This is a genomic window from Pseudomonas sp. McL0111 (genome assembly GCF_052567255.1).
Window position 1 is genome coordinate 933,011 of sequence record NZ_CP199585.1, and the last position, 24,176, is coordinate 957,186.

Here is a 24,176-nt window from a genome sequence, read left to right on the forward strand (position 1 = left end):
GCCGACCAATGCTACAGAATGCCTGCCGTTGCGGCACAACCGCTTTTTCAGGCTTTTATTGCAAAGTGTGTTGCTCGATGAATTCCATCGGCTGCAATCCTTCGCGGCTTACCAGTCGATTCAACTCGATCCGGGGCAAACGAACGGCCAGCAAACTGATGCCTTCTTCGTCGTGCTCTTCTTTCTGTACCGCACCGAGTTCGAAAAACTGCGCACGCAGTCGAGCGAATCGTTGCGGCAAGCGCAATGTCCCTACAAACAAATCACTGCCCAGCAACTCGGCGATGGCTTGTTCAAGCAATTCCAGACCGCTGCCATCCTTCGCCGACAACCAGACCCGTTGCGGTTTGCCATCGGCATCACGCTGGATTTGTGGCTCAACGCCTTCAAGCAAATCGAGTTTGTTGTATACCTCGAGGATCGGCAAGTCCTGGGCTCCAATCTCGCCCAGCACCACCATCACCTGCTCGATCTGCAACATGCGATCCGGTTCGGCCGCATCGATCACGTGCAACAGCAGGTCGGAATTGCTCGACTCTTCGAGCGTAGACCGAAATGCCTCGACCAGCTTGTGCGGCAAGTGGCGAATGAACCCCACGGTGTCCGCCAGGACAATCGGCCCAAGGTCGTCAATGTCGAGACGGCGCAGGGTCGGGTCCAGCGTGGCGAACAACTGGTCAGCCGCGTACACGTCGGACTTGGTCACGTTATTGAACAGCGTGGATTTGCCGGCGTTGGTATAGCCCACCAGAGACACGGTAGGAATATCCGCACGGGAACGACCGCGACGCGATTGCTCGCGCTGGCTGCGCACTTTTTCCAGGCGACCCTTGATCTGACGCAGGCGAACCCGCAACAGACGACGGTCGGTTTCCAGCTGGGTTTCACCCGGACCACGCATGCCGATACCGCCACCTTGACGCTCAAGGTGAGTCCAGCCACGAACCAGCCGGGTGCTCATGTGATCAAGCTGAGCCAGTTCTACCTGGAGCTTGCCCTCATGGGTACGGGCGCGTTGGGCGAAAATATCGAGAATCAGACCGGTACGGTCGATCACGCGACACTCGAAAACACGTTCGAGGTTACGTTCCTGACTGGGCGTGAGGATGTGATTGAAAATCACCAGATCGGCCTTTTCGGCATGGACCAGATCGCGAAGTTCTTCGACCTTGCCGCTGCCGATCAGGAATTTGGCGGTTGGCCGATGACGCGGTACGTTAAAAAACGCAACGGTCTCGGCACCCGCCGAATTAGCCAGTTCCTGAAACTCCTGCGGATCTTCGCGCGCCTCAGGGTCCTGTCCATCCAAGTGAACGAGGATTACTCGCTCACCACCACCGTGGCGCTCAAAGAACAAAGGAGACTCCTATCAGGCGTTACCTGGCTCAGCGTCCGCTTGTTCGCCATCAGCTGCGCTTGGCAGACGAATTGGACGAACTGGAACGACTGTCGAGATAGCGTGCTTGTAAACCATCTGGCTGACGGTGTTTTTCAGCAGGATAACGAACTGGTCGAACGACTCGATCGTGCCTTGCAGTTTGATACCGTTGACCAGATAGATGGAAACCCCAACTTTCTCTTTACGTAAAGTATTCAAGTAAGGGTCTTGTAGCGAATGCCCTTTTGACATGTGCCGCACTCCTTTAAGGATTCAATAATAAAAATAGGTAAACAGATGGCTTTGGCCGTCACACCCCCAAGGATAGACGGCAATTGCAAGGACTCAGCTCAATATGGAGATGGTCCCAAGGTATTTCAAGGCGCGTGACAGATTGTCGCTGTCCAGGCTGTCGAGCCAGTGTAAGTCTGCCCAACTGCGCAGCCAGGTGAACTGGCGCTTCGCCAATTGGCGCGTGGCAATGATGCCGCGCTCCTGCATTTCGGCTGACGTCAGCTTGCCATCCAGATATTCCCAGACTTGGCGGTAGCCTACCGCACGTATAGACGGCAACCCGGGATGCAGGTCACTTCTATTACGCAGGGCTACGACCTCGTCGATGAATCCCTGTTCCAACATAATTGTGAATCTTTGTTTAATGCGCTCATGCAGTACCTGGCGATTTGCCGGAGCAATGGCCAAGTTCGCGACAGTATAGGGCAATTGTTGCTGCCCCGAAGCGGCTGCTTCAGTACTTTGCGCAGATTGTTGCAGGCGCAGGGCGGTCATGCTCTGCCCGCTCACCCGATAGACTTCCAGCGCACGACTCAGACGCTGCGGATCGTTGGGGTGAATGCGCGCCGCCGAGACCGGGTCAATGATCGCCAATTGATCGTGCAGGGCTTGCCAGCCAAGGCGTGCAGCCTCGTCCTCGATCTGCGCCCGCACTTCGGGATCGGCCGCCGGCATCTCTGCCAGACCTTCGACCAAAGCCTTGTAATAGAGCATCGTGCCGCCCACCAGCAGCGGAATATTCCCCCGCGCAGTGACTTCGGCCATCGCTTGCAGCGCATCACGGCGAAAATCGGCGGCCGAATACGCCTCTACCGGATCAAGAATATCGATCAGCGCGTGCGGATGTTCGGCCAGAATTTCTTTGGACGGTTTGGCGGTGCCGATGTCCATGCCGCGATAGACCAGCGCCGAATCGACGCTGATCAGCTCACAGGGCAGCACTTTGGTCAGTTCGATGGCCAGATCGGTCTTGCCCGCAGCGGTCGGGCCCATCAGAAAAATCGCTGGAGGAAGCTGGCTCATCAACGACCGCGCAGGAACAGTTTGTCCAGATCGTCCAGGCCCAGTTGGGTCCAGGTCGGTCGGCCATGGTTGCATTGACCGCTGCGCTCGGTGTTTTCCATGTCGCGCAGCAGGCCGTTCATTTCCGGCAGGGCCAGGCGCCGGTTGGCGCGAATTGCGCCGTGGCAGGCCATGGTGCCGAGCAGTTCGTTCAGGTGGGCCTGAATCCGGTCGCTGGTGCCGTATTCCATCAAGTCTGACAAAACATCACCGACCAGCCGATTGGCTTCGGCTTGCTTGAGCAACGCCGGAATCTGGCGGATGGCCAGGGTTTCCGGACCCAGACGCTGCAACTCAAAGCCCAGGCGCTGGAACCATGCCGCGTGCTCCTCGGCACAATCGGCCTCACGCTGACTGACTGCCAGCGATTCCGGCACCAGCAACGGCTGGCCGCTCAGACCTTCGCTGGCCATGGCGATTTTCAGACGCTCATACATGATCCGCTCGTGGGCGGCATGCATGTCCACCAGCACCAGACCCTGAGCGTTCTCGGACAGAATGTAGATGCCCTTGAGCTGCGCCAGTGCATAACCGAGTGGCGGAATGTCTTCCTGCCCGGCCGGCAGCGCATTGGCGTTGGCTTCCGGCAGTGGCGCGAAGAACTCGCGATACGCAGCTTGAGCCTCAGCGGCCGGCGGCATGCCCGACTGCGGGCGCGGCGAGTATTGATACTGATAGCTGCCGCCAGCGCTGGCACCCGACGAGGTATTGAACGCCGGTTGCGCCTGCGGCTGCTCCAGCAGGGCATTGGCCGCCAGACGCATTTCACCTTGCGGACCGAATTCGCCGGCATCGATGCCGGTTGGGCGGACGATGGCAGTGGTGACAGAGCCGGCCAGCTGATCTTCCGGACGCACATCGCCCAGCGCCCGATGCAGCGTTCCGTAAAGGAAGTCGTGCACCATGCGCCCGTCACGGAAGCGCACTTCGTGTTTGGTCGGGTGAACGTTGACGTCCACCGCCGACGGATCAACTTCGAAAAACAGTGCAAACGTCGGATGACGGCCATTGAACAGCACGTCGCGATACGCCTGACGCACCGCGTGGGCCACCAGTTTGTCGCGCACCGCCCGGCCATTCACAAAGAAATACTGCAAATCCGCCTGACTGCGGTTGAACGTCGGCAAACCGACCCAGCCCCACAGGTGCAGGCCATTGCGCTCTATCTCGATCGGCAGCGCCTGTTCAAGAAAACCAGCCCCGCAAATCGCCGCCACACGCCGGGCACGGGCCGCGTCATCGTGGGCTTCGTGCAGGCTGAGGATAGTCTTGCCGTTGTGGCGCAGATGGAAAGCCACGTCGAAACGTGCCAGCGCCAGACGCTTGATCACTTCTTGCAGATGATCGAATTCGGTTTTTTCAGTCTTGAGAAACTTGCGTCGCGCCGGGGTATTGAAGAACAGGTCGCGCACTTCCACCGAGGTACCGACCGGATGCGCAGCCGGTTGCACCCGGGGCGCCATATCGCGGCCTTCGGTCTCGACCTGCCACGCCTGATCGGCATCACGGGTACGCGAAGTCAGGGTCAGACGCGCCACGGAGCTGATCGACGCCAGCGCCTCACCGCGGAAACCGAGGCTCATCACCTGTTCGAGGTCTTCCAGATTGCGAATCTTGCTGGTGGCGTGGCGGGCCAGCGCCAACGGCAGGTCGTCGGCGGAAATGCCGCTGCCATCGTCACGCACCCGCAGCAGCTTGACGCCGCCTTGCTCGACATCGACGTCGATGCGTTTGGCACCGGAATCGAGGCTGTTTTCCAACAGTTCCTTGATCACCGACGCCGGGCGCTCGACCACTTCACCGGCGGCGATCTGGTTCGCCAGCCGAGGGCTGAGCAGTTCGATACGGGCCGTGTTCAGCACTTGATTCATTCTTTGGACGCCAGTTCGGTGCCAGGAATGGTCAGGTGCTGACCGATCTTCAGCTCATCACTGCTGAGATTGTTGGCGCTGCGCAGCGTGGCCGCCGAGACCTGATAACGCACGGCGATCATCGCCAGCGTCTCACCCGGGCTTACCCGGTGATCACGTGGGCCCTGGGCGATCTTGCCCGAATCACGCAACCAGGCAATGTAAGTGCCCGGTGGCGGGTTCTGCTGGAAGAACTGGCGCACGCCACTGCTGATCGAACGCGCCAGCGCTTGCTGGTGGCTCGATGCCGAGAGTTTCGACGCTTCGTTGGCATTCGAGATAAACCCGGTTTCAACGAGGATCGACGGAATGTCCGGCGACTTCAACACCATGAAGCCCGCCTGTTCCACGCGCTGTTTGTGCAGCGGGGTCACGCGACCAATGTTGGTCAGGACTTTCTGGCCAACGTTGAGGCTGGAGGTCAGCGACGCGGTCATCGACAGGTCGAGCAGTACGCCAGCGAGCATGCGGTCCTTGTCATCGAGGCTGACGTTGCCGGCACCACCGATCAAGTCGGAACGGTTTTCGCTGTCGGCCAACCAACGCGCGGTTTCCGAGGTCGCGCCACGATCAGACAGGGCAAACACCGAGGCACCGAACGCAGCCGCCGATGGCGCGGCGTCGGCGTGGATCGACACGAACAGATCCGCGCCCTTCTTGCGGGCGATTTCGGTACGGCCACGCAGCGGGATGAAGTAGTCGCCGGTACGCGTCAGTTCGGCGCGGAAGCCTTTCATGCCGTTGACCTGACGCTGCAATTCGCGAGCGATCTGCAGCACCACGTCTTTCTCACGCTGACCACGCGAACCCGATGCGCCCGGGTCTTCGCCACCGTGACCGGCGTCGATCACCACAATGATGTCGCGCTTGCCGGCCGGGGCTGGTGGCAGCTTGATCGCAGGTTCTGTCGGGGTGACCGGCACCGCAGGCAGGGTCGCGACCGACGGCGTCGGCGCAGGCGGCGGTGCGGCATCAGCGGCGTTGTCGAACAGATCGACCACCAGACGGTTGCCATACTGCGCGTTCGGCGCCAGCGAGAAGCTTTTCGGGGTGACGGCTTTTTTCAGGTCGATGACCACCCGCAGGTCGGTCGGCGTGCGCTGAGCAGAGCGCATCGCGGTGATCGGCGTGTTCGCCGTCGAGACTTTCAGCGGCGCCCCGAGGGTCGCGCCGTTGATGTCGATCACCAGCCGATCCGGAGCGGTCAGGGTGAAAACGCTGTGCTGCACCGGGCCGCTCAGGTCGAAGACCAGTCGCGTGTTATCCGGTGCCCGCCACAGGCGCACGCTGTTGACCTTTGTATCGGCCACAGCGTTGACGGTCACTGCCATCAACATCAGTCCAGCGGCAGCCACCAACGCGCGAAAGCGCATACCTAACCCCATCATTTAATTGGATTCCAATGCCAAAGCGGCACACCAGGCCTCGCCACGCGAGCTCTGGGACAAAATTTTCAGCGAACGCCCGCTGTCTTGCGGGCTAATGGTAATGGTCAGGTCAGGCTTTGGCAAAAAGCCTGCACCTTTATCGGGCCATTCGATCAGGCACAGCGCATCGTCTTCGAAGTAATCGCGGATGCCGAGGTACTCCAGCTCCTCCGGATCGACCAGTCGATACAGGTCGAAGTGGAAGGCGCGGATATCACCGATCTCGTAGGGTTCGACCAACGTGAACGTCGGACTTTTCACTGCGCCGACATGCCCCAGGCCACGAATGATGCCTCGCGACAGGGTGGTTTTGCCCATACCGAGGTTGCCCTCAAGGAAAATCAGGCCATGGCCTTGGGTAACGCCGGCGATCCGTGCGCCAAAGTCGCTCATGGCCTGTTCATCGGCCAGGTACAGGGTTACTTCAGACACGGTGCAAGCTCCTCCAACAACTGACGAATGGCTGGAATCAGATCACTGGCCGCCAGCCCACGGCCGAATTTCCCTTGTTGCGCCCCGGCATTGGCGTGTAGCCAGACCGCCAGACATGCGGCATCGAAGCCGTTCATGTGTTGCGCCAGCAAAGCGCCGACCAATCCTGCCAGCACATCGCCGAGACCCGCAGTCGCCATGGCCGGATGGCCTTGGTGACACAGCGCCAGACGTCCGTCGGGGTGTGCGATCAGACTGCCGGCGCCTTTCAGCACCACCACAGCCGAATATTTTTTGTTCAACGCCCGTGCAGCGGCCGGACGATCCGCCTGAACCTCGGCAGTGCTGATCCCCAACAAACGCGCAGCCTCACCCGGATGCGGCGTGATCACGCAATCCTTCGGCAGACTGACGAAGCCGCTCGCCAGCAGATTCAATGCGTCGGCGTCCCAGACTTGCGGCAACGACGCATTGGCCGCAGCCGACAACAGCGCCCGTCCCCAACTCGCCTGCCCCAGTCCCGGACCTGCGACCAATACCGAAACCTTTTCCAGCAAACCCATCAACTGATTGGCCGATGACGTACCTAGCGCCATGACTTCCGGCACCCGGGCCAGCGCCGCCGGGACATGCTCCGGGCGCGTCGCCAGCGAAACCATGCCCGCGCCGCTGCGCAAAGCGCTTTCAGTACTCAGCAGAATAGCCCCGCCGAAACCATGATCGCCGCCGATCAGCAGCAAATGGCCGAACCGCCCCTTGTGCGCCGTCGGTGCACGAGCGGCCAGGCGCGGCAGGTTCGCTGTCGTGAGGCGTCGGGCACTGACGGGGATTTCGTTGTAGATCTCGGCGCTGGCTTGCAGATCATTGAACACCAACTCGCCGACATGATCTGCCGCCTCGCCAGTGAACAGGCCCAGCTTCAAGCCGATGAAGGTAACCGTGAGATCGGCACGCACTGCGACACCCAGCACATGCCCGGTATCGGCGCACAGCCCGGAAGGGATATCCACCGCTGCCACGGGCAGGCCGCTGGCGTTAAGTTGGTTGATGGCGCTGACGTAAGGCTCGCGCACATCACCGCTAAGGCCGGTGCCGAGCAAGGCATCAAGAACCACGCCGCGCAGTTCGCTGTGTGCGCTCCAGCTCTGTATGGCAACGCCTTCGGTCAGCGCCTGCGCATGGGCCAGCGCCGCGTCACCCTGCAGTCGCTGCGGTTCGCCGACCGCCAGAACCTGCACCGCCCAACCTGCACGCTGTGCCAGCGCAGCCACTAGATAACCGTCGCCTGCGTTGTTGCCGTGGCCGGCGAGCACCGTCAGTTCCTGCGCATCGGGCCATTGCCGCACCAGCGCCCGCCACGTCGCATGCGCTGCGCGCTGCATCAATTCGAAGCCCGGCGTGCCGGCGGCAATCAACCGTGCGTCGAGCGCACGCACCTGCGCGGCGCAGTACAGCGCGTCGGGTAATTCATCTTTCGTGTGCGGCATGCGTCTTCGGGCTCCGATGTCTGGCAGAATTATACGCACCTCAGCTCCGGTTTCTCTCGTCTCATGCCTGCTATTACTACAGACCTCCCCGCCCTCGCCCAATCCATCAAGGATTGGGGCCGCGAGCTGGGCTTTCAGCAAGTCGGCATCAGCGGTCTGGACCTCGCCGAGCATGAACAGCATCTCGAGCGCTGGCTCGAAGCGGGCTACCACGGCGAAATGGATTACATGGGCGCCCATGGCAGCAAACGCTCGCATCCGGAAGAACTCGTGCCGGGCACTTTGCGCGTGGTTTCCCTGCGCATGGACTACCTGCCGGGCGATACCGAAATGGCCAAACGTCTGGCGCAACCGGAAAAAGCTTACGTCTCGCGTTATGCCTTGGGCCGCGATTACCACAAATTGATCCGTAAACGCGTTCAACAATTGGCGGACAAGATTCAGGCCGAGATCGGCCCGTTCGGTTTCCGCGCCTTCGTCGACAGCGCCCCGGTGCTGGAAAAAGCCATCGCCGAACAGGCGGGGCTCGGCTGGATCGGCAAAAACACTCTGGTATTGAACCGCAAGGCTGGCAGCTATTTCTTCCTCAGCGAACTGTTCGTCGATCTGCCGCTGCCAGTGGATGACCCGCACAGCACCGAACACTGCGGCCGCTGCACCGCTTGTCTGGATATCTGCCCGACCAACGCCTTCGTCGGGCCCTACGTGCTGGACGCGCGACGCTGCATTTCTTACCTGACCATCGAACTGAAAAACGCCATCCCCGAAGACCTGCGACCGTTGATCGGCAATCGCGTGTTCGGTTGCGATGACTGCCAGATCGTCTGCCCATGGAACCGTTTCGCCAAGCCATCCGGGGAAAGCGACTTCAAACCGCGCCACAACCTCGACAACGCCGAACTGGCCGAGCTGTTCATGTGGGATGAGGACAAATTCCTCAGCAGCACCGAAGGCTCACCGCTGCGCCGCGCCGGTTACGAGCGCTGGTTGCGCAATCTGGCGGTGGGGCTGGGCAATGCACCGTCGAGCATTCCAGTGCTGGAAGCGCTCAAGTCACGCCGTGATTACCCATCCGAACTGGTCCGCGAGCATGTCAAGTGGGCACTGAAACAACACGGTCAAGCGTAGGGGATCGCGTCAAGGCGCGTCGTTATAGACGAACTTGGGCATTTCCCAGTGGAAGCGGATGGCGAGCAAGCGCAGCAGGAAGCCGCCGAACAGGGTGATCAATATCGCCTGTTCGCTTGGCACGTTCAGATAGAGGCACAGCATGTAGCACCACGCGGCGGCGAACGAGACGCTGGCGTAGAGTTCGCGGCGGAAGATCAGCGGGATGTCGTTGCAGAAGATGTCGCGCAGGATGCCGCCGAAAACCCCGGTGATCACACCGCTGACCGAAGCCACCAGCATGCCGTGGCCCATTTCCAGTGCGGTCATGCAGCCGATCAGGGTGAACGCCACCAGCCCGACGGCGTCGAGCACCAGAAACAGCGAGCGCAGGTGTCGCATCCAGCGTGCAGTGAATACGGTGAACATCGCCGCGACCGAGGTCAGCACCAGGTATTCCGGGTGTTTGACCCAGGTCAGCGGGTAATGCCCGAGCAGCACATCGCGCACCGAACCGCCGCCCAACGCCGTGACGCAGGCGATCAACACCACGCCGAACCAGTCCATGCCACGCCGGCCAGCAGATAGCGCGCCAGTCATGGCTTCAGCGGTAATGGCAATCAGATAGAGCATCAGCAACATGGTGGCGATCCTGGCAGGAAGGCGCGCAGTCTAGCCATTTCGGTGCAGCACCAAAAGAGGGCGGTGCCATTACAGTTTACTCGGTGAACGCGATACCTGTGGCGAGGGGATTTATCCCCGTTCGGCTGCGCAGCAGTCGCAAAACCTGCACACGCGGTCTTTGCGTTGTAATGCAGGGGGATCGCTTCGCAATCCAACGGGGATAAATCCCCTCGCCACAAAAGCCATCACCCACCGAATCCGAACTCAGAACTTGATGAAGTGCTTGCGGTAGTGCTGCAGCTCGGCGATGGATTCGCGGATGTCGTCCAGCGCCAAATGCGTGCTGCCCTTCTTGAAGCTGTCGCGCACATCCGGAGCCCAGCGTGCCGCCAGCTCTTTGAGCGTGGACACGTCGAGGTTGCGGTAGTGGAAGTAGCTTTCCAGGGATTTCATGTGCGTATAAAGGAAGCGGCGATCCTGGCAGATGCTGTTGCCGCAGATCGGCGACTTGCCCTTCGGTACCCACTTCTCGAGAAACGTGATGGTTTCGGCTTCGGCTTCAGCCATGCTCACGCGGCTGTCGCGCACGCGCTGGGTCAGGCCAGAGTTGCCGTGGGTGCGGGTGTTCCACTCGTCCATGCGCGCGAGGACTTCGTCGCTATGGTGAATGGCGATCACCGGGCCTTCGGCCAGGGTGTTCAGGTCACTGTCGGTGACGATAGTGGCCATTTCGATGATGACGTCGTTATCAGGATCAAGACCGGTCATTTCCAGGTCGATCCAGATCAGATTCTGCGGGTTTTGCATATTTCGGCTCCTGAGCAATGCTGCGCAGTTTAGCCTAGGCCGGTGGCCGGGCGTGCTAAACTCGCGGCCGTTTTACCTAATCGCTGCATTATTCATACGGAACACCCATGGCCAAACGCCAACTCAATCGTCGTCAAAACTGGCGCATCGAAAAGATTCAGGGCGAACGCGCTGCACGCGCCGCCAAACGCGAGTCCTCGGCTGTCGAAGCCCTCGAGGGCGGCGATCTGGGCCCGGAACAGACCGGCCTGGTAATCGCTCACTTCGGCGTACAGGTCGAAGTCGAAGCGCTGGATGGCGAACTGGCCGGCCAGGTCTTCCGTTGCCATTTGCGCGCCAACCTGCCCGCGCTGGTGACCGGCGATCAGGTGGTCTGGCGTGCCGGCAATCAGGGCATCGGTGTGATCGTCGCGCAACTGCCGCGCAACACCGAACTCTGTCGCCCGGACAGCCGTGGCCAGCTCAAGCCAGTGGCCGCCAACGTCGACATGATCGTCATCGTCTTCGCGCCGCTGCCCGAGCCGCATGCCAACCTGATCGACCGCTATCTGGTCGCAGCCGAGCACGCCGGCATTCGCCCGTTGCTGCTGCTGAACAAATTCGACCTGATCGACGAGCAGAACGCCCCGGCGCTCAACGCGTTGCTGGCGGTCTATCGCACGCTGGGTTATCCGGTGCTGGAAGTCTCAGCGCACCACGGCAACGGCATGGAACAGCTGCAACAGCAGCTCGACGGGCGCATCAGCGTATTCGTCGGCCAGTCCGGTGTCGGCAAGTCGTCGCTGGTCAACAGCCTGCTGCCGGAAGTCGAAACCCGCGTCGGCCCACTGTCCGAGTTGTCTGGCCAGGGCACTCACACCACCACGACCGCGCGGCTGTTCCACTTCCCGGGCGGCGGCGAACTGATCGACTCCCCGGGTATCCGTGAGTTCGGTCTGGGCCACGTCAGCCGCGCCGACGTTGAAGCCGGTTTCATCGAGTTCAACGACCTGCTCGGCACCTGCCGCTTCCGCGACTGCAAACACGACCGCGAACCGGGTTGTGCATTGCTCAAGGCTTTGGAAGATGGCCGCGTGCAGCAGCAGCGAATGAACAGCTACCGCTCGATCATCGCCAGCTTGCCTGAAAGCAGCTACTAAACAGACGCATCGGCATCCCCGACTCAACGGGGCTGCCGATTGTCGTACGCAGCCCTACAAAATCCCGCTCGCCTTAAACGTCAGATCATTCTGTAGGGTCGATTCCTGCCTGTTTGCAGGACATTTCTATTTCACTCCGCAGGTCTTGTGAGCCCCGTCCAGAGGCCTACATTCGGTTCCTCTTCGCACTTTCGCGATATCGGGGAACCCTCATGCAAACCTACCATTTGTTCATCAGCCACTCGTGGAACTACTCAGACACCCACGACAATCTGGTTCGTCTGCTCACCGCGCATCCGACTTTCACCTTCAAGAATTTTTCGGTGCCACCGCACAATCCAATCGTCGGCGCGCAAACCGACAAGCAGTTGGCAGAAGCCATCGAAAACAAGATTCGCCCTTGCTCAGCGGTGCTGATCATGGCCGGCATGTATTCGACTTACAGCAAGTGGATCAACAAGGAAATCGAGATCGCCAAACGCATGGGCAAGGTGATCATCGCCGTCAAGCCGTTCGGCGCCGAGCGGATTTCCACCGTGGTCCGTGACGCCGCTCACGCCGAGTGCGCATGGAACACCAACAGCATCGTCGCTGCGATTCGACTGCATACGGCGGTGTGATCATGCGTAAAGGTCTGTTTATCGGCATCAACCATTACGAACATGTTTCGCCTCTGAGCGGCTGTAACAACGACGCAATGGCCATGGCTTCGGTACTGGAGCGCCACGCCAACGGCCGCCCGAATTTCAGCAGCAAAGTGCTGACCTCATCCGAAGAACGCCTGACGCTCAACACCATGAAACAGCATATTCAGAGCCTGTTTTCCGGTGATTGCGATGTGGCGCTGCTGTACTTCGCCGGCCATGGTCAGTTCGACACCAGCATCGATGAGGGGCTGCTGATCCCACAGGATTTCAAACATGGCGGCGAAGGCATCCGCATCAGCGATATTTTGCAGTGGGCGGACCAGGCACCGCACATCAAGAACAAGATCATCATTCTCGATTGCTGCCAGTCCGGCGCCGCCGCTGCCATGCGCGGTTTGCGCGGCGGTAACAGCGTGATCGGCGAAGGCATGACCATTCTCACCGCCTGCAAAAAGGAACAGGTCGCCCTCGAAAGCCGTGGCCATGGCGTGTTCACCGATTTGCTGTTGCAAGCGCTGCACGGCGGCGCCGCCAACGTGCTGGGCAAGGTCACGCCGGGCAGCGTGTATTCGTTCGTCGACAATGCGCTGGGTGCGTGGGAACAGCGGCCGGTGTTCAAGACCAACGTTTCGCAGTTCGTGCCACTGCGCGAGGTCGCCCCACTGATCGCCGAGGAAACCCTGCGCAAACTCAAGGACTGGTTCCCCGATCCGGGCTACGTGTTCAGGCTCGATCCGAGCTACGAACCCACCGAAGCCTCGTTCGATCCCGATCACGGCGATATCTTCAAACAACTGCAAATGTGCAACCGCCACAGCCTGATCGAACCAGTGGACGCCGAGCACATGTATTACGCCGCCCTCCACTCCACCGGCTGCCGCCTCACGGCGCTCGGCGCCTATTACCGCGAACTCGCTATCAAAGGACATTTCTGATGCCAGTCTTTATCAGCTACCGCCACATGGATCGCGCCCGGGCCATTGCCATCAACAGCCGCCTGATGCAGGCCAACATCAAAACCTACCTCGACGTGCTGGACGCCGAATCGCAGACCACCGACGACATCACCGGGGTCATCACTCGCAACATCAGTGAATGCACGCACTTGCTCGCGGTGGTCTCGGAGAAGACTGCGCTGTCGTGGTGGGTGCCGTTCGAGATTGGCGAGGCGACCATCACCAATCGGCGGATCTGCTCATTCAAGACCGGGCCGACGGAGTTGCCGCTGTATCTGGATAAATGGCCGAAGTTGAGTAACGAGAAGGATCTGGAGTTCTTCATCGATGCGTATCGCAGCGAAGGGACGACCAAGCGCTCGATGTTGCTGGATTCGGTGACAGGTACTCAGTCGAACCGTAGCGCGAACAAGAGCAATGCAGATCAGTTCCATGAGGCGCTTAAGAATCGGGTTCATCGCGGCTTTTGAAGCCAAGGGCAAACCAACCGATCACTCACAAAAAAGCCGACATCGCTGTCGGCTTTTTCGTAGGTCACTGCCTCGGCGCGGGGGCCGGGGCAGTTGCCGGTGGAGCTGCCGGCGCAGGCGCTGGGGCGGGTGCCGCAGCCCCGGGTGTCGCCGGTTTTGGCGCCGCGTCATCAAACAGATTCAAGCGCTCGCGCAACTCGTGCGCAGGCACCGGCTGCTGATCCGCCGGCAATGCATTCGGATCGACCGGCGTCGCCGGAGCGGCGCCGTTTTCACCTTCAACGGCAGGCTTGGCCGGATCGGCACCCTGCGAACCTTCGATGGCCGCTTGCGCCTTTTTGGTCAGCACGACGATGTCGATACGGCGGTTGACCGGGTTGAACGGGTTCTCCTTGTCGAACAGTGCCGACGAGGCGTAACCCACCACCCGCGCCACTTGCGAGTCCGGATAACTACCTGCCACCAGCGCACGCCGGGCGGCGTTGGCACGGTTGGCCGAAAGCTCCCAGTTGCCGAAATCGCCGCTGCCGGTATACGGTTTGGCATCGGTGTGGCCGCTGATGCTGATCTTGTTCGGCACCGCTTTGATGGTGTCGGCCATGGCCAGCAGGATGTCTTCGAAATACGGCTTCAGACGCGCAGAACCGGAGTCGAACATCGGACGGTTTTCGGCGTCCATGATCTGGATGCGCAAGCCGTTCGGAGTGATCTCGAACAGGATCTGATCCTTGAACTTCTGCAGTTGCGGGTTCTCGTCGACCTTGTTCTGCAATTCCTGCAGCAGCAGTTCCAGACGTTCCTTCTCGACCTGCTCGGCCATGCCTTCGACTTGATCGGTGTCGACCGTGACCTTGTCCGGTTGCGGCTGCGACTTCACCTCAGGGTTGAGGGTGTTTTCCGGTGCGAGGGTCGGTGTACCGCCCAGGTCGATGATGTACGGCGTACCGCTTTCGGAGAAACCGACCGGGTCCTTGAAGTAACCGGCGATGGCGATCTTCTGTTCCGGCGTGGCGGTGGACAGCAGCCACAACACCAGGAAGAACGCCATCATCGCCGTGGCGAAGTCGGCAAACGCGATTTTCCACGCGCCACCGTGATGCCCACCGGCGATGCGCTTGACGCGCTTGATGATTATCGGCTGGTTATTTTCCATGACTTAGCGACCGCGAACTGCTTGTTCCAGCTCGGCGAAGCTTGGACGGTGCGCCGGGTACAGAACCTTGCGCCCGAATTCCACGGCCAGCGATGGCGGCATGCCGGAGGCCGAAGCCACCAGCGAGGCCTTGATGGCTTCGTAGACGTTCAGTTCTTCCTTGGCATCGTGGGCCAGGGAGTGCGCCAGCGGACCGAAGAAACCGTAGGCCGCGAGAATACCGAAGAAGGTACCGACCAGTGCCGCACCCACGTGCAGGCCGATGGACTTCTGATCGCCTTCACCCAGCGAAGCCATGGTCACCACGATACCCAATACCGCCGCGACGATACCGAAACCGGGCATGGCATCGGCGATGCCGTTGACCGCGTGCGATGGATGTTCAAGGTCTTCTTTGAGGCTATAGAGCTCCATGTCGAACAGACCTTCCAGCTCGTGCGGAGCCATGTTGCCGGAGGACATGATGCGCAGGTAATCACAGATGAACGCAGTCATGCGCTCGTCTTTGAGCACGGCCGGGTACTTGGCGAAAATCGGGCTCGCAGCGGCATCCTCAATGTCGCCCTCGATGGCCATCATGCCTTCGCGGCGGCTCTTGTTGAGGATCTCGTAGATCAGGCCCAGCACTTCAAGATAGAAGGTGTGGCTGAAGCGCGAACTGAACATGCTCAGGGATTTCTTGAGCACGTGCATCGTCATGTAGCCGGGGTTGGCCTGCAGGAATGCACCGAGTGCGGCACCACCGATGATCAACACCTCGAAGGGCTGGATCAGGGCGGCAATCTTGCCGTGGGAAAGCACGTATCCGCCGAGCACGCTCGCGAATACGACGATGATGCCGATAATTTTAGCCATAGGTAGGAAAGTACTTATTGAGTCGGGTTCAAGGTCATATTCGGAAGTTAAAAAATCTCTTCTTCTACTTATCGGCAAAACTGCGCCAGACTATAGCCAGTTCAGGCGAAAAGCCAATTTAGCCCGTGCCGGGCGCGTCTACAGCAGATGAAGATCCCGTCCAGACATGGCTAATGAAACGAACGTTCCACACGCAAACCCGACCACACTCGACGGCTGGGTGAAGCTGCTCGACAGCGTTCGACTGCCGGTGCCGCAAGAGGCGCACGACAAAGTCTGTCGGGCGATCCGCGACAATCGCAGCTCGCTGCGCGATATCGCCGACCTGATGCAGGAAAGCCCGGCGCTGGCCTTGAGCATCATCCGTGAGGCCAATCGTCACACCCACGCGAGCATGGCCGAACCTGCGGAAAACCTTGAGGTGGCGATCAATCGCCTGGGCCTCGCCCGCACCGAAGAACTGCTCGCACGCCTGCCGGCCGAACCGCAGATGCAGATCCCCAAGGCCCTGCGCCAACTGCAAATGATCAGCCAGCACGCCACGCAACAGGCCAATGGTTTCTTCGCCAGCCGCCTCGCACGCCTGTGGCAGGACATTCATTGGGGCAGCCTGCTGTTTCTGTCGCCGCTGTGGCCGCTGGCGCTGACCTATCCGAAGTTGCTCGAAGAGTGGGAACTGCGGGTGATTCACAAGGGTGAATCGGCACGCGACGTCGAGAAACAACTGTTCGGAGTACGCCTGCTGAAAATCGCTCAGGCGTTGGTCGAAGTCTGGCGTCTGCCGATCTGGGTGCAACAGGGCTATAAACTGTTGCTCAGCGAACAACGCGAACTGGTCAAAGTGCTGCGCATCGCCCGCGACAGCGAACACCCGTTGCGCCAGCAAAATCGCCTCGATGATGACCCGACCTTGCGCCGCTGGCTCAATCAACCGGCCAACACCGTGCTACTGGCCAACGGTCTGGCGCTGTCGGCGCAACAGGCCTGGGACAGCCCGCACAGTGAACGCTGGCAGTACCTGACCAGCCTTTATCTGCAAATCCCGATGGAAGAGGTGCAGCAACAGTTGCACCAACAGGCTGCCAACAGTGCGCGCCAACACGCCATGCCGGATTTGTGGCACCCGGCGGTTTCGCTGTTGTGGCCGTGGGGCACCCACCGTTTGCCGGCCGGGATGCTTCCGGCGGCGGCGCCGACTGCAGAGGATCTGGCGAAATGGCGCCAACAGTGCGCTGAGTTGCTGGCCGAGCCGAGCCGCTTCACCAACGCCATGTCCCTGACCGTCGCCGCCCGCGACGCGCTGATCGCCAGCGGTATGGGCCGAGTGATGATCCTGATGGCCGACCGCACTCACGCCAATCTGCGCGCGCATCAAACCAGCGGCTTACCGAAAGAGGCGGCGGGACTCAATTTTGTCGTCAGTCAGAGCAAAGTCCTGCAACGCCTGCTCGCGCAACAGGCGCAGGTGCGGATCAGCCCGGAAAACAACGCGCAATTCTCGGCCTTGCTGCCGGCGGGCCTGCGCACGCTGTTCCGTGGCGAGCATGTGTTTCTGCGCTCGCTGGTGAATAACGGGCGAGTGATCATGATCGTCGTAGCCGATCAGGGCGGCGGACCTTTCGCCGACATCACCGTGCAAGCCTTCGGCAAAACCGCGCAGTGCATCGAAAAAGCGCTGCACAGCTTTAGCAGCCGCGGCCAGTGAGGCTGCGCTACAATCCTCCCCTTTGTGCTCTGGAGACCTCACATGTCTGACTTCTCTGGCTTGCCGCTCGTCATCGAACCGAGCGACCTGCTCCCTCGGCTCGAGGCCCGCGATCTGATTCTGGTGGATCTGACCAGCGCTGCCCGCTATACCGAGGGACACATCCCCGGCGCACGTTTCGTCGACCCGAAACGCACTCAGTTGGGGCAAGCGCCCGCGCCGGGTCTGCTGCCGGGCAAAGAAAAACTCGAAGAGCTGTTCGGTGAACTGGGCCATCACAAAGACGCGGTTTACGTCGTTTATGACGACGAAGGTGGCGGCTGGGCCGGGCGTTTCATCTGGCTGCTCGACGTGATCGGTCACGATAAATATCACTACATCGATGGTGGTTTGCCGGCTTGGCTGGCGGAAGGTTCACCGATGTCGATCCAGATTCCCCCGGCAGTCGGCGGCCCGGTGGCCCTGACCCTGCACGATGAGCCAACCGCTACCCGCGAGTATCTGCAAAGCCGTCTCGGCGCTGCGGATCTGGCGATCTGGGATGCACGCGGCCCGCTGGAATACTCCGGCGAGAAAGTGCTGGCGGCCAAGGGTGGCCACATTCCCGGCGCGGTCAATTTCGAATGGACCGCGGGCATGGATCAGGCGCGTCAGTTGCGCATTCGCAGCGACATGCCGCAAATCCTTGAACAACTGGGCATCACCAAGGACAAGGAAATCATTACTCACTGCCAGACCCATCACCGGTCGGGCTTCACTTATCTGGTGGCCAAAGCCCTCGGTTATCCGCGGGTCAAGGGCTACGCCGGTTCCTGGGGCGAATGGGGCAACCACCCTGACACGCCTGTAGAGATTTAAGGTTTTTTAAGGACAACCCATGAAAGATCGTCTGTTTATCATCAGCCAGTACCTGCTGCCTCATCACCTGCTGTCGCGCCTTGCCGGCTGCATTGCCGAGTGCCGCGTGCGCTGGTTCAAGAATGCCTTCACCCAGTGGTTCGCCAAGCGTTATCAGGTGGATATGTCGCAGGCACTGGTCGAAGACCTGACCGCTTACGAGCACTTCAACGCCTTCTTCACTCGTGCATTGAAAGATGGCGCACGTCCGCTGGACCAGACCCCGGGCGCGATCCTCAGCCCGGCCGACGGTGCGGTCAGCCAGCTCGGCCCGATCGAACACGGTCGCGTGTTCCAGGCCAAGGGCCACAGCTTCAGCGTGCTGGAATTGCTCGGCGGCGACGCGGCGAATGCCGCACCGTTCATGGGCGGCGATTTCGCCACCATTTACCTGTCGCCGAAGGATTACCACCGCGTACACATGCCGCTGGCCGGTACCCTGCGCGAGATGGTCTACATCCCGGGCCGGATCTTCTCGGTCAACCAGACCACCGCCGAAAACGTGCCGGAGCTGTTCGCTCGTAACGAGCGTGTGGCGTGCATTTTCGACACAGAGCGCGGGCCGATGGCCGTTGTGCTGGTTGGCGCGATGATCGTCGCTTCGATTGAAACCGTGTGGGCCGGTCTGGTCACGCCACCGAAGCGCGAACTGAAAACCTTCCGCTACGACGAAGCTGCACGTGCGCCGATCCACCTGGAAAAAGGCGCCGAACTGGGCCGCTTCAAGCTGGGTTCGACCGCCGTCGTGCTGTTCGGGCCGGATCAGGTGAAATGGGCTGAAGAACTGGTCGCCGGTTCGCCAGTGCAGATGGGCCAAGGCCTGGCGCTGCCAACAGCCTGATCCACCCGCACTCCCCTTTAGGAGCTGTCGCAGGCTGCGATCTTTTGACTTTGTTTTTGAAGATCAAAAGATCGCAGCCTGCGGCAACTCCTACAGGGATGCAGGCCGAACGCAGCACAGCATTTGCTGCTATGGTTTTTGGCATGAGCCAGACCATCTCCCCTCCGCTTCTTCGCGCCACGACCCCGACTCAATCGCGTCTGTCTTTCTGCGAAGCCACCCCGCGCGACCTCAAGCGCTGGATCGCCGGCCTGCCCAAGGCCAACATCGGCGAAACCGCCCGCCTGTTGTACCAAGGTCTCGGCGAACTCAACCAACTGCTCACGCCCAGCGACAATCGTCTGCATCTGCTGGAACTGCTGCGGCCCGAGGTTTATTTCGTCTGCCAGCATCTGGAACGGCATTTTCTGCATCAGTCGATTATGCTCGACGAGCGCTCGCGCAAGATCAGCAACCTGTGTCAGGCCCTGCAAACTCAACTGGCGGTTGGCTACAAACAGATCGTCCTGCGCATTGCGCCCAAGTACAGCAAGGATCGCGCGTCGCTGCTCAGCCAGGCCTTGCAACGCGCCGCCCATGCCCTCAAAGGTCAGTTGGTGCGCGCCACCCAGCTATACAACCCGGCGCCGGAACACTTGTGGTTTGAATTGCATCAGTTGTATCGCAGCGCCTGCGAACTACAGCTGCAACATCGCCGCGTACACGATGATCTGGCGAGCCTGACCAACGGACTGAGCCTTGAGCAGACTTATCTCGCCGCGCTGTTACTGGGCAGCGCCCGCTGCAATCAATTGCGCCAGAACCAGATCGCCCGACTGGCCGAGGTGCTGGAAGCGTGGAGTGGCTGGCTCATGCTGCATCCCGGCAAAGCGGATGACGGTCTGTTCGCGATCTCGCCGCAACTGGATGCCGGTCCGCGCTATCGCAACATGTTTCGCAGTGAGCAAAAACCCGGCCTGCTGGGGTTCGACCCGCAGCCGCTGGTGAATGCCATTGAAGCGCACCTGCTGCGCCAGGAAACATCGGCGCCACTGCCGGTGCCGGCCGGTTTGAGTCTGGATACCCTGCAGCATCTGCATGCGAGTTGGGGCCAGGCCGCCGAACGCAGTTTTCAACGGACGGTCGGCGACGGCAGCCTCACGGTTTGCGTCGGCATGAGCGCCCTGCACTTCTATCTCGGCGGTGAACGCACGTTCAGCGAACTGCTCAAGCATCCCGGCGCTCGGGCAGCAAATTTCAGCAGCGCAGTGGCCAAGACTGAAAAGGACAGCTGGAGCCAGGCATTCGATGCCGCACCGCAAAACACGTCCGAGCAATTCTTGCCCTATGAGGAAATTCAGTACGAACATCTGGCCGATGACGAAGACAACGCCGACAGCCCGCCGCACTATCCGACCTATACCTTGCCGGTGATCAACCACAGCCCCGGCGGTTATTGCCTGGCGTGGCCGACGGAAGTGCCTGCGGAGTTACAGGCCGGTGAAATGCTCGGGATACAGGACAGCACCCAGCAGGGCTGGAGCATTGCGGTGGTGCGCTGGATTCGTCAGGTGCGCGACGCGGGTACGCAAATGGGCATCGAACTGGTCGCACCGCATGCGCAGCCCTGTGGCTTGCAACTGGTGCGCTCGCGGGATGATCACAGCCATTACTTGCGCGGATTATTGCTGCCGCAGATCAGTGCGATTGATCTGCCGGCGACTTTGCTGGCACCACGTTTGCCGTTTCAGGAAGGCAGTAAAGTGCTGATCAACACCCACGGCGAAGAACGCCGCGCCGGCCTGGATCGGCGGGTGGCGAGTACGCACAGCTTTAATCAGTTTGCTTATCGCCCGCTGGAGTCGACGCAGAATGGCGGGAGCGAGGAGGATTTTGACTCGTTGTGGAAGTCGCTTTGAATATACAGAGAAACCTGTGGCGAGGGAGCTTGCTCCCGCTGGACTGCGCAGCAGGCCCATGCTTTTTAAAAGAGGGGCCGCTTCGCGACCCAGCGGGAGCAAGCTCCCTCGCCACAAAGGCCTACTTCAGTCTCAGAGCTGTCCATCGCGATCGCGGAAGCCCAGCAGATACAGCACGCCATCCAGCCCAAGGGTGGAGATCGCCTGTTTCGCCGACTGTTTGACCAGAGGTTTGGCACGGAACGCCACACCCAGACCGGCAATTGCCAGCATCGGCAAGTCATTCGCGCCATCACCGACCGCGATGGTCTGCTCCAGACGCAAACCTTCCTTATGTGCCAATTCCCTCAGCAGATCAGCCTTGCGCTGCGCATCAACTATCGGCTCGACCGCGACGCCGGTGCACTTGCCATCGACCACTTCCAGCTCGTTGGCGAACACATAGTCGATGCCAAGCTTGGCCTGCAATTGCTTGGCGAAATAGGTGAAGCCGCCCGACAGGATCGCCGTCTTGTAACCCAGACGTTTGAGTTCGGCGAACAAGGTTTCGGCGCCTTCGGTCAGGCGCAGCGAAGCGCCAATCGAATCCAGAACGCTGACATCCAGGCCCTTGAGCAGCGCCAGACGTTCCTTGAAGCTGGCACGGAAATCCAGCTCGCCGGACATCGCCCGCTCGGTGATGGCCGAAACCTGGTCACCTACACCGGCAGCCTTGGCCAGTTCATCGATGACTTCGGCCTCGATCAGCGTCGAGTCCATGTCGAACACCGCCAGACGACGGTTGCGACGGAACAGCGAATCTTCCTGAAAGGCGATGTCGACGTTGAGTTCCTGCGCGACGCTGAGGAATTCGGCACGCAGCGCCTGCGGATCGGCCGCTTCGCCACGCACGGAAAACTCGATGCAGCCCTTGCCCTTGTCGGCCGGAGTGTCCAGCGGCATACGACCCGACAGACGGTCGATGTGGTCGATGTTCAAACCGTATTTGGCGGTAATCGAACTGACCGCCTGCAATTGGCCGGCAGTCACTTTGCGGGTCAGCAGGGTGACGATGTGGCGTTTTTTGCCCTGATTGCCCACCCATTGCTGGTAATCCTCTTCGGACACCGGGGTGAAACGCACCTGCTGATCAAGCTCGTAACCCTTGAACAGGATGTCCTTGAGCACGGATTTGCCTTGCTCGGTGTCGGGGATTTCAACCAGGATGCCGAACGACAGGGTGTCGTGGATCACCGCCTGACCGATATCGAGAATGTTCACGCCACCCTGGGCCAGAACACCGGTAATGGCCGCCGTCAGACCCGGACGGTCGACTCCCGTGATGTTAATCAGGACGATTTCGCGCAACGCGCACCCCCGCAGCTGGAAAAAAACCGCATTCTACCCACTTTCAGTGACCATCGGGCACCGCGAGCGCTTTGCCGGTCTAGGGCCTGTCGCTATACTGCGCGTCAACTTCACGGACAAAAGAGCCGAGCTCAGTGAACCGGCCCACGCCTGTTAAAACCGATAACTTCTTCCTGCTGATCTTCCGTGCACTGCGCCATCGCCGTGTACCGATTGCATTGCGCATTGCCAGTCATAACGTGATCCTGGTCGCCTTGGCGTTGGTCATCTATGCCGGCGTGATGGGCTTGCAGTTCAAGCAGGCCATGCACGAGCAGGCCGATGCGCTGGGCGAAAGCCTGACCACGCAGACCGCCACCTCCGCCACTGAACTGCTGGTGTCCAACGACATCCTCAGCCTCAACGTGCTGCTCAACAACCTGACCAAGAACAAACTGGTGGCCCACGCGGCTATCTATAGCGTGGATAACCGCATCCTCGCCGAATCCGGTCAGCGCCCCAAGCACAGCCTGTTGGGCGAAGCCGAAGGCATGTATGAGAGCAAGATCACTTTCCAGGACGTGACTGCCGGGCAACTGCGCATCAGCCTGGATATGGATCAGTTCCAGCAGCCGATGACCATCAGCCTGCAAAGCATGGGCATCCTCAGTGCGATTCTGTTGGCGCTGTCGCTGGCCCTGAGCCTGCGTCTGGGCCGGCACATCTCCACACCGCTGCTGCAATTGCGCGTCTGGCTGCGCCGGATCGACGAGTACACGCCAGGCATCGAACGTCAGGACGAAATCGGCGATCTGGCACGCCAGCTGCACGCCAGCTACGCCCCGGAACCTGCTCCAGAACCCGAGCCTGAGCCGGAACCCGAGTTCGAAGACGAAGACGCCGATCCGGAGTTCGAAGTGCGCAACCTGCGCGATCCGAGCTTCGATGAGAGCCGTCCGGTAGCGGCGCAAAAACCGGCACCACGCCGCGTGGTCAGCACCGTCGAAGACGATGAGGACGACGACGCGTTTGCCGATCTGCGTGATGAGTCGATGGACCAAGCCCCGCAACCGGTAATCCGCAAGGCTACACCAAGCGTGCCGCAACACACGGCGGTGCTGGCGGTGCAACTGGGCTCGCAAGAGCAACTGCGTCGTTTGCCGCGCGCACGTCTGGATGAGTTGCAGGAGCGTTATCGCGACTGCCTCGAACAGGCTGCTTCGTTGTATCAGGGCGAAATAGAGACGCTGAACGATGGCAGCAGTTTGTTGCTGTTCCACACCGAAGACTGCGGCGACGACTACCTGACCAACGCCATCTGCTGCGGCGAGCTGCTTCGCGCATTGGGCCATCAGTTGCAGATCGAAGTCGCTGACAGCGGCATCACCCTGCAATTGCAGCTGGGTCTGACCCTTGGCGACGAACTGTTTGGCCTGAGCCAGATTGATCTGCTGCTGACCGACTCCGCCCAGGATGCACTGGCGCTGTCGCAGCACAGCCGCAATCTGCTGCTGGTGGAGCGCAAGATCAGCGATGACTCGCTGATTCGCCAGCGTGCACGTATCCGGCCGATTGCCAGCCCTGAGGGTGCTTGCTGCGTCGAACGTTTGATGGAGCCTTATCCGTCGATGCTTGAGCGGCAACTGGCGCGGATGCATGAGCGCCGGGCGTAAGCTTTAGCCCAGCTGTAAAAAAGCCCGCAGACGAGTGATTGTCTGCGGGCTTTTTGTTGCCTGTCCCGGCCTCTTCGCGAGCAGGCTC

The 24,176-nt window shown here is 60.5% G+C and carries 22 protein-coding genes; 10 read left to right on the forward strand and 12 right to left on the reverse strand.

The genetic code is table 11. The features are described from left to right. Positions 1-55 precede the first annotated feature (55 nt). From hflX to ACTWLJ_RS04305, 7 genes are all read right to left on the reverse strand, one after another. A complete protein-coding gene (hflX, locus tag ACTWLJ_RS04275; RefSeq protein ID WP_401216128.1) occupies positions 56-1,357 on the reverse strand; it encodes a ribosome rescue GTPase HflX in 1,302 nt (433 codons plus the stop codon). Positions 1,358-1,369: 12 nt separating this feature from the next. Next, the gene (gene hfq, locus ACTWLJ_RS04280; protein WP_401216129.1) at positions 1,370-1,630 is read right to left on the reverse strand and encodes an RNA chaperone Hfq; all 261 of its coding nucleotides are present in this window, start codon (positions 1,628-1,630) and stop codon (positions 1,370-1,372) included. A gap of 93 nt (positions 1,631-1,723) precedes the next feature. Beyond that, complete coding sequence (miaA, locus tag ACTWLJ_RS04285; protein ID WP_445179984.1) at positions 1,724-2,695, reverse strand: tRNA (adenosine(37)-N6)-dimethylallyltransferase MiaA; 972 nt, start codon at positions 2,693-2,695, stop codon at positions 1,724-1,726. Beyond that, positions 2,695-4,605 (reverse strand): DNA mismatch repair endonuclease MutL, encoded by a 1,911-nt coding sequence (gene mutL, locus ACTWLJ_RS04290; RefSeq protein WP_445179985.1) that lies wholly within the window; start codon positions 4,603-4,605, stop codon positions 2,695-2,697. The genes miaA and mutL overlap by 1 nt, the downstream gene beginning before the upstream one ends. Continuing rightward, complete coding sequence (locus ACTWLJ_RS04295) at positions 4,602-5,981, reverse strand: N-acetylmuramoyl-L-alanine amidase (protein ID WP_401216187.1); 1,380 nt, start codon at positions 5,979-5,981, stop codon at positions 4,602-4,604. Before ACTWLJ_RS04295 ends, mutL begins: the two co-directional genes overlap by 4 nt. Positions 5,982-6,032: 51 nt before the next feature. Then, positions 6,033-6,503: a tRNA (adenosine(37)-N6)-threonylcarbamoyltransferase complex ATPase subunit type 1 TsaE gene (tsaE, locus tag ACTWLJ_RS04300; RefSeq protein WP_445179986.1), complete on the reverse strand. Its 471-nt coding sequence runs from the start codon at positions 6,501-6,503 to the stop codon at positions 6,033-6,035. After that, on the reverse strand, positions 6,491-7,990 hold the full coding sequence (locus ACTWLJ_RS04305; protein WP_445179987.1) for an NAD(P)H-hydrate dehydratase: 1,500 nt from the start codon (positions 7,988-7,990) through the stop codon (positions 6,491-6,493). The genes tsaE and ACTWLJ_RS04305 overlap by 13 nt, the downstream gene beginning before the upstream one ends. 63 nt (positions 7,991-8,053) lie before the next feature. Between ACTWLJ_RS04305 and queG the strand changes: the two genes are divergently transcribed. Beyond that, positions 8,054-9,118 carry a tRNA epoxyqueuosine(34) reductase QueG gene (gene queG, locus ACTWLJ_RS04310; protein ID WP_445179988.1) on the forward strand — a complete coding sequence of 355 codons (1,065 nt, stop codon included), beginning with the start codon at positions 8,054-8,056 and terminating at the stop codon, positions 9,116-9,118. Positions 9,119-9,127: 9 nt separating this feature from the next. Here queG and ACTWLJ_RS04315 read toward each other — a convergent pair whose 3' ends face one another. After that, complete coding sequence (locus tag ACTWLJ_RS04315) at positions 9,128-9,739, reverse strand: trimeric intracellular cation channel family protein (RefSeq protein ID WP_095120635.1); 612 nt, start codon at positions 9,737-9,739, stop codon at positions 9,128-9,130. A gap of 246 nt (positions 9,740-9,985) precedes the next feature. Beyond that, on the reverse strand, positions 9,986-10,528 hold the full coding sequence (orn, locus tag ACTWLJ_RS04320; protein ID WP_445179989.1) for an oligoribonuclease: 543 nt from the start codon (positions 10,526-10,528) through the stop codon (positions 9,986-9,988). A gap of 107 nt (positions 10,529-10,635) precedes the next feature. On the opposite strand from orn, the gene rsgA reads away from it, so the two are divergent. The 4 genes from rsgA (at position 10,636) to ACTWLJ_RS04340 (ending at position 13,740) form a co-directional block, all read left to right on the forward strand. Next, on the forward strand, positions 10,636-11,667 hold the full coding sequence (gene rsgA / locus ACTWLJ_RS04325; protein WP_401216136.1) for a small ribosomal subunit biogenesis GTPase RsgA: 1,032 nt from the start codon (positions 10,636-10,638) through the stop codon (positions 11,665-11,667). Between the two features lie 212 nt (positions 11,668-11,879). Then, positions 11,880-12,287 (forward strand): TIR domain-containing protein, encoded by a 408-nt coding sequence (locus ACTWLJ_RS04330; protein ID WP_401216137.1) that lies wholly within the window; start codon positions 11,880-11,882, stop codon positions 12,285-12,287. A 2-nt stretch (positions 12,288-12,289) separates the two neighbouring features. After that, positions 12,290-13,249, forward strand: coding sequence for a caspase family protein (locus ACTWLJ_RS04335; RefSeq protein ID WP_401216138.1), 960 nt, complete (start codon positions 12,290-12,292; stop codon positions 13,247-13,249). Continuing rightward, positions 13,249-13,740: a toll/interleukin-1 receptor domain-containing protein gene (locus ACTWLJ_RS04340; protein ID WP_445179990.1), complete on the forward strand. Its 492-nt coding sequence runs from the start codon at positions 13,249-13,251 to the stop codon at positions 13,738-13,740. Before ACTWLJ_RS04335 ends, ACTWLJ_RS04340 begins: the two co-directional genes overlap by 1 nt. A gap of 64 nt (positions 13,741-13,804) precedes the next feature. On the opposite strand, the gene motB is transcribed toward ACTWLJ_RS04340, so the two are convergent. Beyond that, the gene (motB, locus tag ACTWLJ_RS04345; protein WP_445179991.1) at positions 13,805-14,893 is read right to left on the reverse strand and encodes a flagellar motor protein MotB; all 1,089 of its coding nucleotides are present in this window, start codon (positions 14,891-14,893) and stop codon (positions 13,805-13,807) included. Between the two features lie 3 nt (positions 14,894-14,896). Further along, positions 14,897-15,748 carry a flagellar motor stator protein MotA gene (gene motA / locus ACTWLJ_RS04350; RefSeq protein WP_007915795.1) on the reverse strand — a complete coding sequence of 284 codons (852 nt, stop codon included), beginning with the start codon at positions 15,746-15,748 and terminating at the stop codon, positions 14,897-14,899. Between the two features lie 166 nt (positions 15,749-15,914). On the opposite strand from motA, the gene ACTWLJ_RS04355 reads away from it, so the two are divergent. The 4 genes from ACTWLJ_RS04355 (at position 15,915) to ACTWLJ_RS04370 (ending at position 21,089) form a co-directional block, all read left to right on the forward strand. Then, positions 15,915-17,453 carry an HDOD domain-containing protein gene (locus tag ACTWLJ_RS04355; RefSeq protein WP_445179992.1) on the forward strand — a complete coding sequence of 513 codons (1,539 nt, stop codon included), beginning with the start codon at positions 15,915-15,917 and terminating at the stop codon, positions 17,451-17,453. Between the two features lie 42 nt (positions 17,454-17,495). Continuing rightward, positions 17,496-18,311: a rhodanese-like domain-containing protein gene (locus tag ACTWLJ_RS04360; protein ID WP_445179993.1), complete on the forward strand. Its 816-nt coding sequence runs from the start codon at positions 17,496-17,498 to the stop codon at positions 18,309-18,311. A 19-nt stretch (positions 18,312-18,330) separates the two neighbouring features. Continuing rightward, entirely contained in the window at positions 18,331-19,191 is an 861-nt protein-coding gene (asd, locus tag ACTWLJ_RS04365; protein WP_445179994.1) for an archaetidylserine decarboxylase, read from the forward strand. 143 nt (positions 19,192-19,334) lie between these two features. Then, positions 19,335-21,089 (forward strand): molecular chaperone, encoded by a 1,755-nt coding sequence (locus tag ACTWLJ_RS04370; protein WP_445179995.1) that lies wholly within the window; start codon positions 19,335-19,337, stop codon positions 21,087-21,089. Between the two features lie 132 nt (positions 21,090-21,221). Here the strand turns inward: ACTWLJ_RS04370 and serB are convergent, their stop codons facing one another. Continuing rightward, positions 21,222-22,436 (reverse strand): phosphoserine phosphatase SerB, encoded by a 1,215-nt coding sequence (gene serB, locus ACTWLJ_RS04375; RefSeq protein WP_401216145.1) that lies wholly within the window; start codon positions 22,434-22,436, stop codon positions 21,222-21,224. A 134-nt stretch (positions 22,437-22,570) separates the two neighbouring features. Between serB and ACTWLJ_RS04380 the strand changes: the two genes are divergently transcribed. Then, entirely contained in the window at positions 22,571-24,088 is a 1,518-nt protein-coding gene (locus ACTWLJ_RS04380; RefSeq protein WP_445179996.1) for an AhpA/YtjB family protein, read from the forward strand. Positions 24,089-24,176: the final 88 nt, after the last annotated feature.

Bases quoted from the DNA above. Each gene is read 5' to 3' on its own strand.
- ACTWLJ_RS04295 (WP_401216187.1), bottom strand. From the start codon at position 5,981: ATGTTGATGGCAGTGACCGTCAACGCTGTGGCCGATACAAAGGTCAAC.
- ACTWLJ_RS04360 (WP_445179993.1), top strand. From the start codon at position 17,496: ATGTCTGACTTCTCTGGCTTGCCGCTCGTCATCGAACCGAGCGACCTG.
- asd (WP_445179994.1), top strand. From the start codon at position 18,331: ATGAAAGATCGTCTGTTTATCATCAGCCAGTACCTGCTGCCTCATCAC.
- hfq (WP_401216129.1), bottom strand. From the start codon at position 1,630: ATGTCAAAAGGGCATTCGCTACAAGACCCTTACTTGAATACTTTACGT.
- rsgA (WP_401216136.1), top strand. From the start codon at position 10,636: ATGGCCAAACGCCAACTCAATCGTCGTCAAAACTGGCGCATCGAAAAG.
- ACTWLJ_RS04335 (WP_401216138.1), top strand. From the start codon at position 12,290: ATGCGTAAAGGTCTGTTTATCGGCATCAACCATTACGAACATGTTTCG.
- queG (WP_445179988.1), top strand. From the start codon at position 8,054: ATGCCTGCTATTACTACAGACCTCCCCGCCCTCGCCCAATCCATCAAG.
- ACTWLJ_RS04330 (WP_401216137.1), top strand. From the start codon at position 11,880: ATGCAAACCTACCATTTGTTCATCAGCCACTCGTGGAACTACTCAGAC.
- orn (WP_445179989.1), bottom strand. From the start codon at position 10,528: ATGCAAAACCCGCAGAATCTGATCTGGATCGACCTGGAAATGACCGGT.
- mutL (WP_445179985.1), bottom strand. From the start codon at position 4,605: ATGAATCAAGTGCTGAACACGGCCCGTATCGAACTGCTCAGCCCTCGG.
- ACTWLJ_RS04355 (WP_445179992.1), top strand. From the start codon at position 15,915: ATGGCTAATGAAACGAACGTTCCACACGCAAACCCGACCACACTCGAC.
- ACTWLJ_RS04315 (WP_095120635.1), bottom strand. From the start codon at position 9,739: ATGTTGCTGATGCTCTATCTGATTGCCATTACCGCTGAAGCCATGACT.
- miaA (WP_445179984.1), bottom strand. From the start codon at position 2,695: ATGAGCCAGCTTCCTCCAGCGATTTTTCTGATGGGCCCGACCGCTGCG.
- ACTWLJ_RS04340 (WP_445179990.1), top strand. From the start codon at position 13,249: ATGCCAGTCTTTATCAGCTACCGCCACATGGATCGCGCCCGGGCCATT.
- motB (WP_445179991.1), bottom strand. From the start codon at position 14,893: ATGGAAAATAACCAGCCGATAATCATCAAGCGCGTCAAGCGCATCGCC.
- ACTWLJ_RS04305 (WP_445179987.1), bottom strand. From the start codon at position 7,990: ATGCCGCACACGAAAGATGAATTACCCGACGCGCTGTACTGCGCCGCG.
- ACTWLJ_RS04370 (WP_445179995.1), top strand. From the start codon at position 19,335: ATGAGCCAGACCATCTCCCCTCCGCTTCTTCGCGCCACGACCCCGACT.
- motA (WP_007915795.1), bottom strand. From the start codon at position 15,748: ATGGCTAAAATTATCGGCATCATCGTCGTATTCGCGAGCGTGCTCGGC.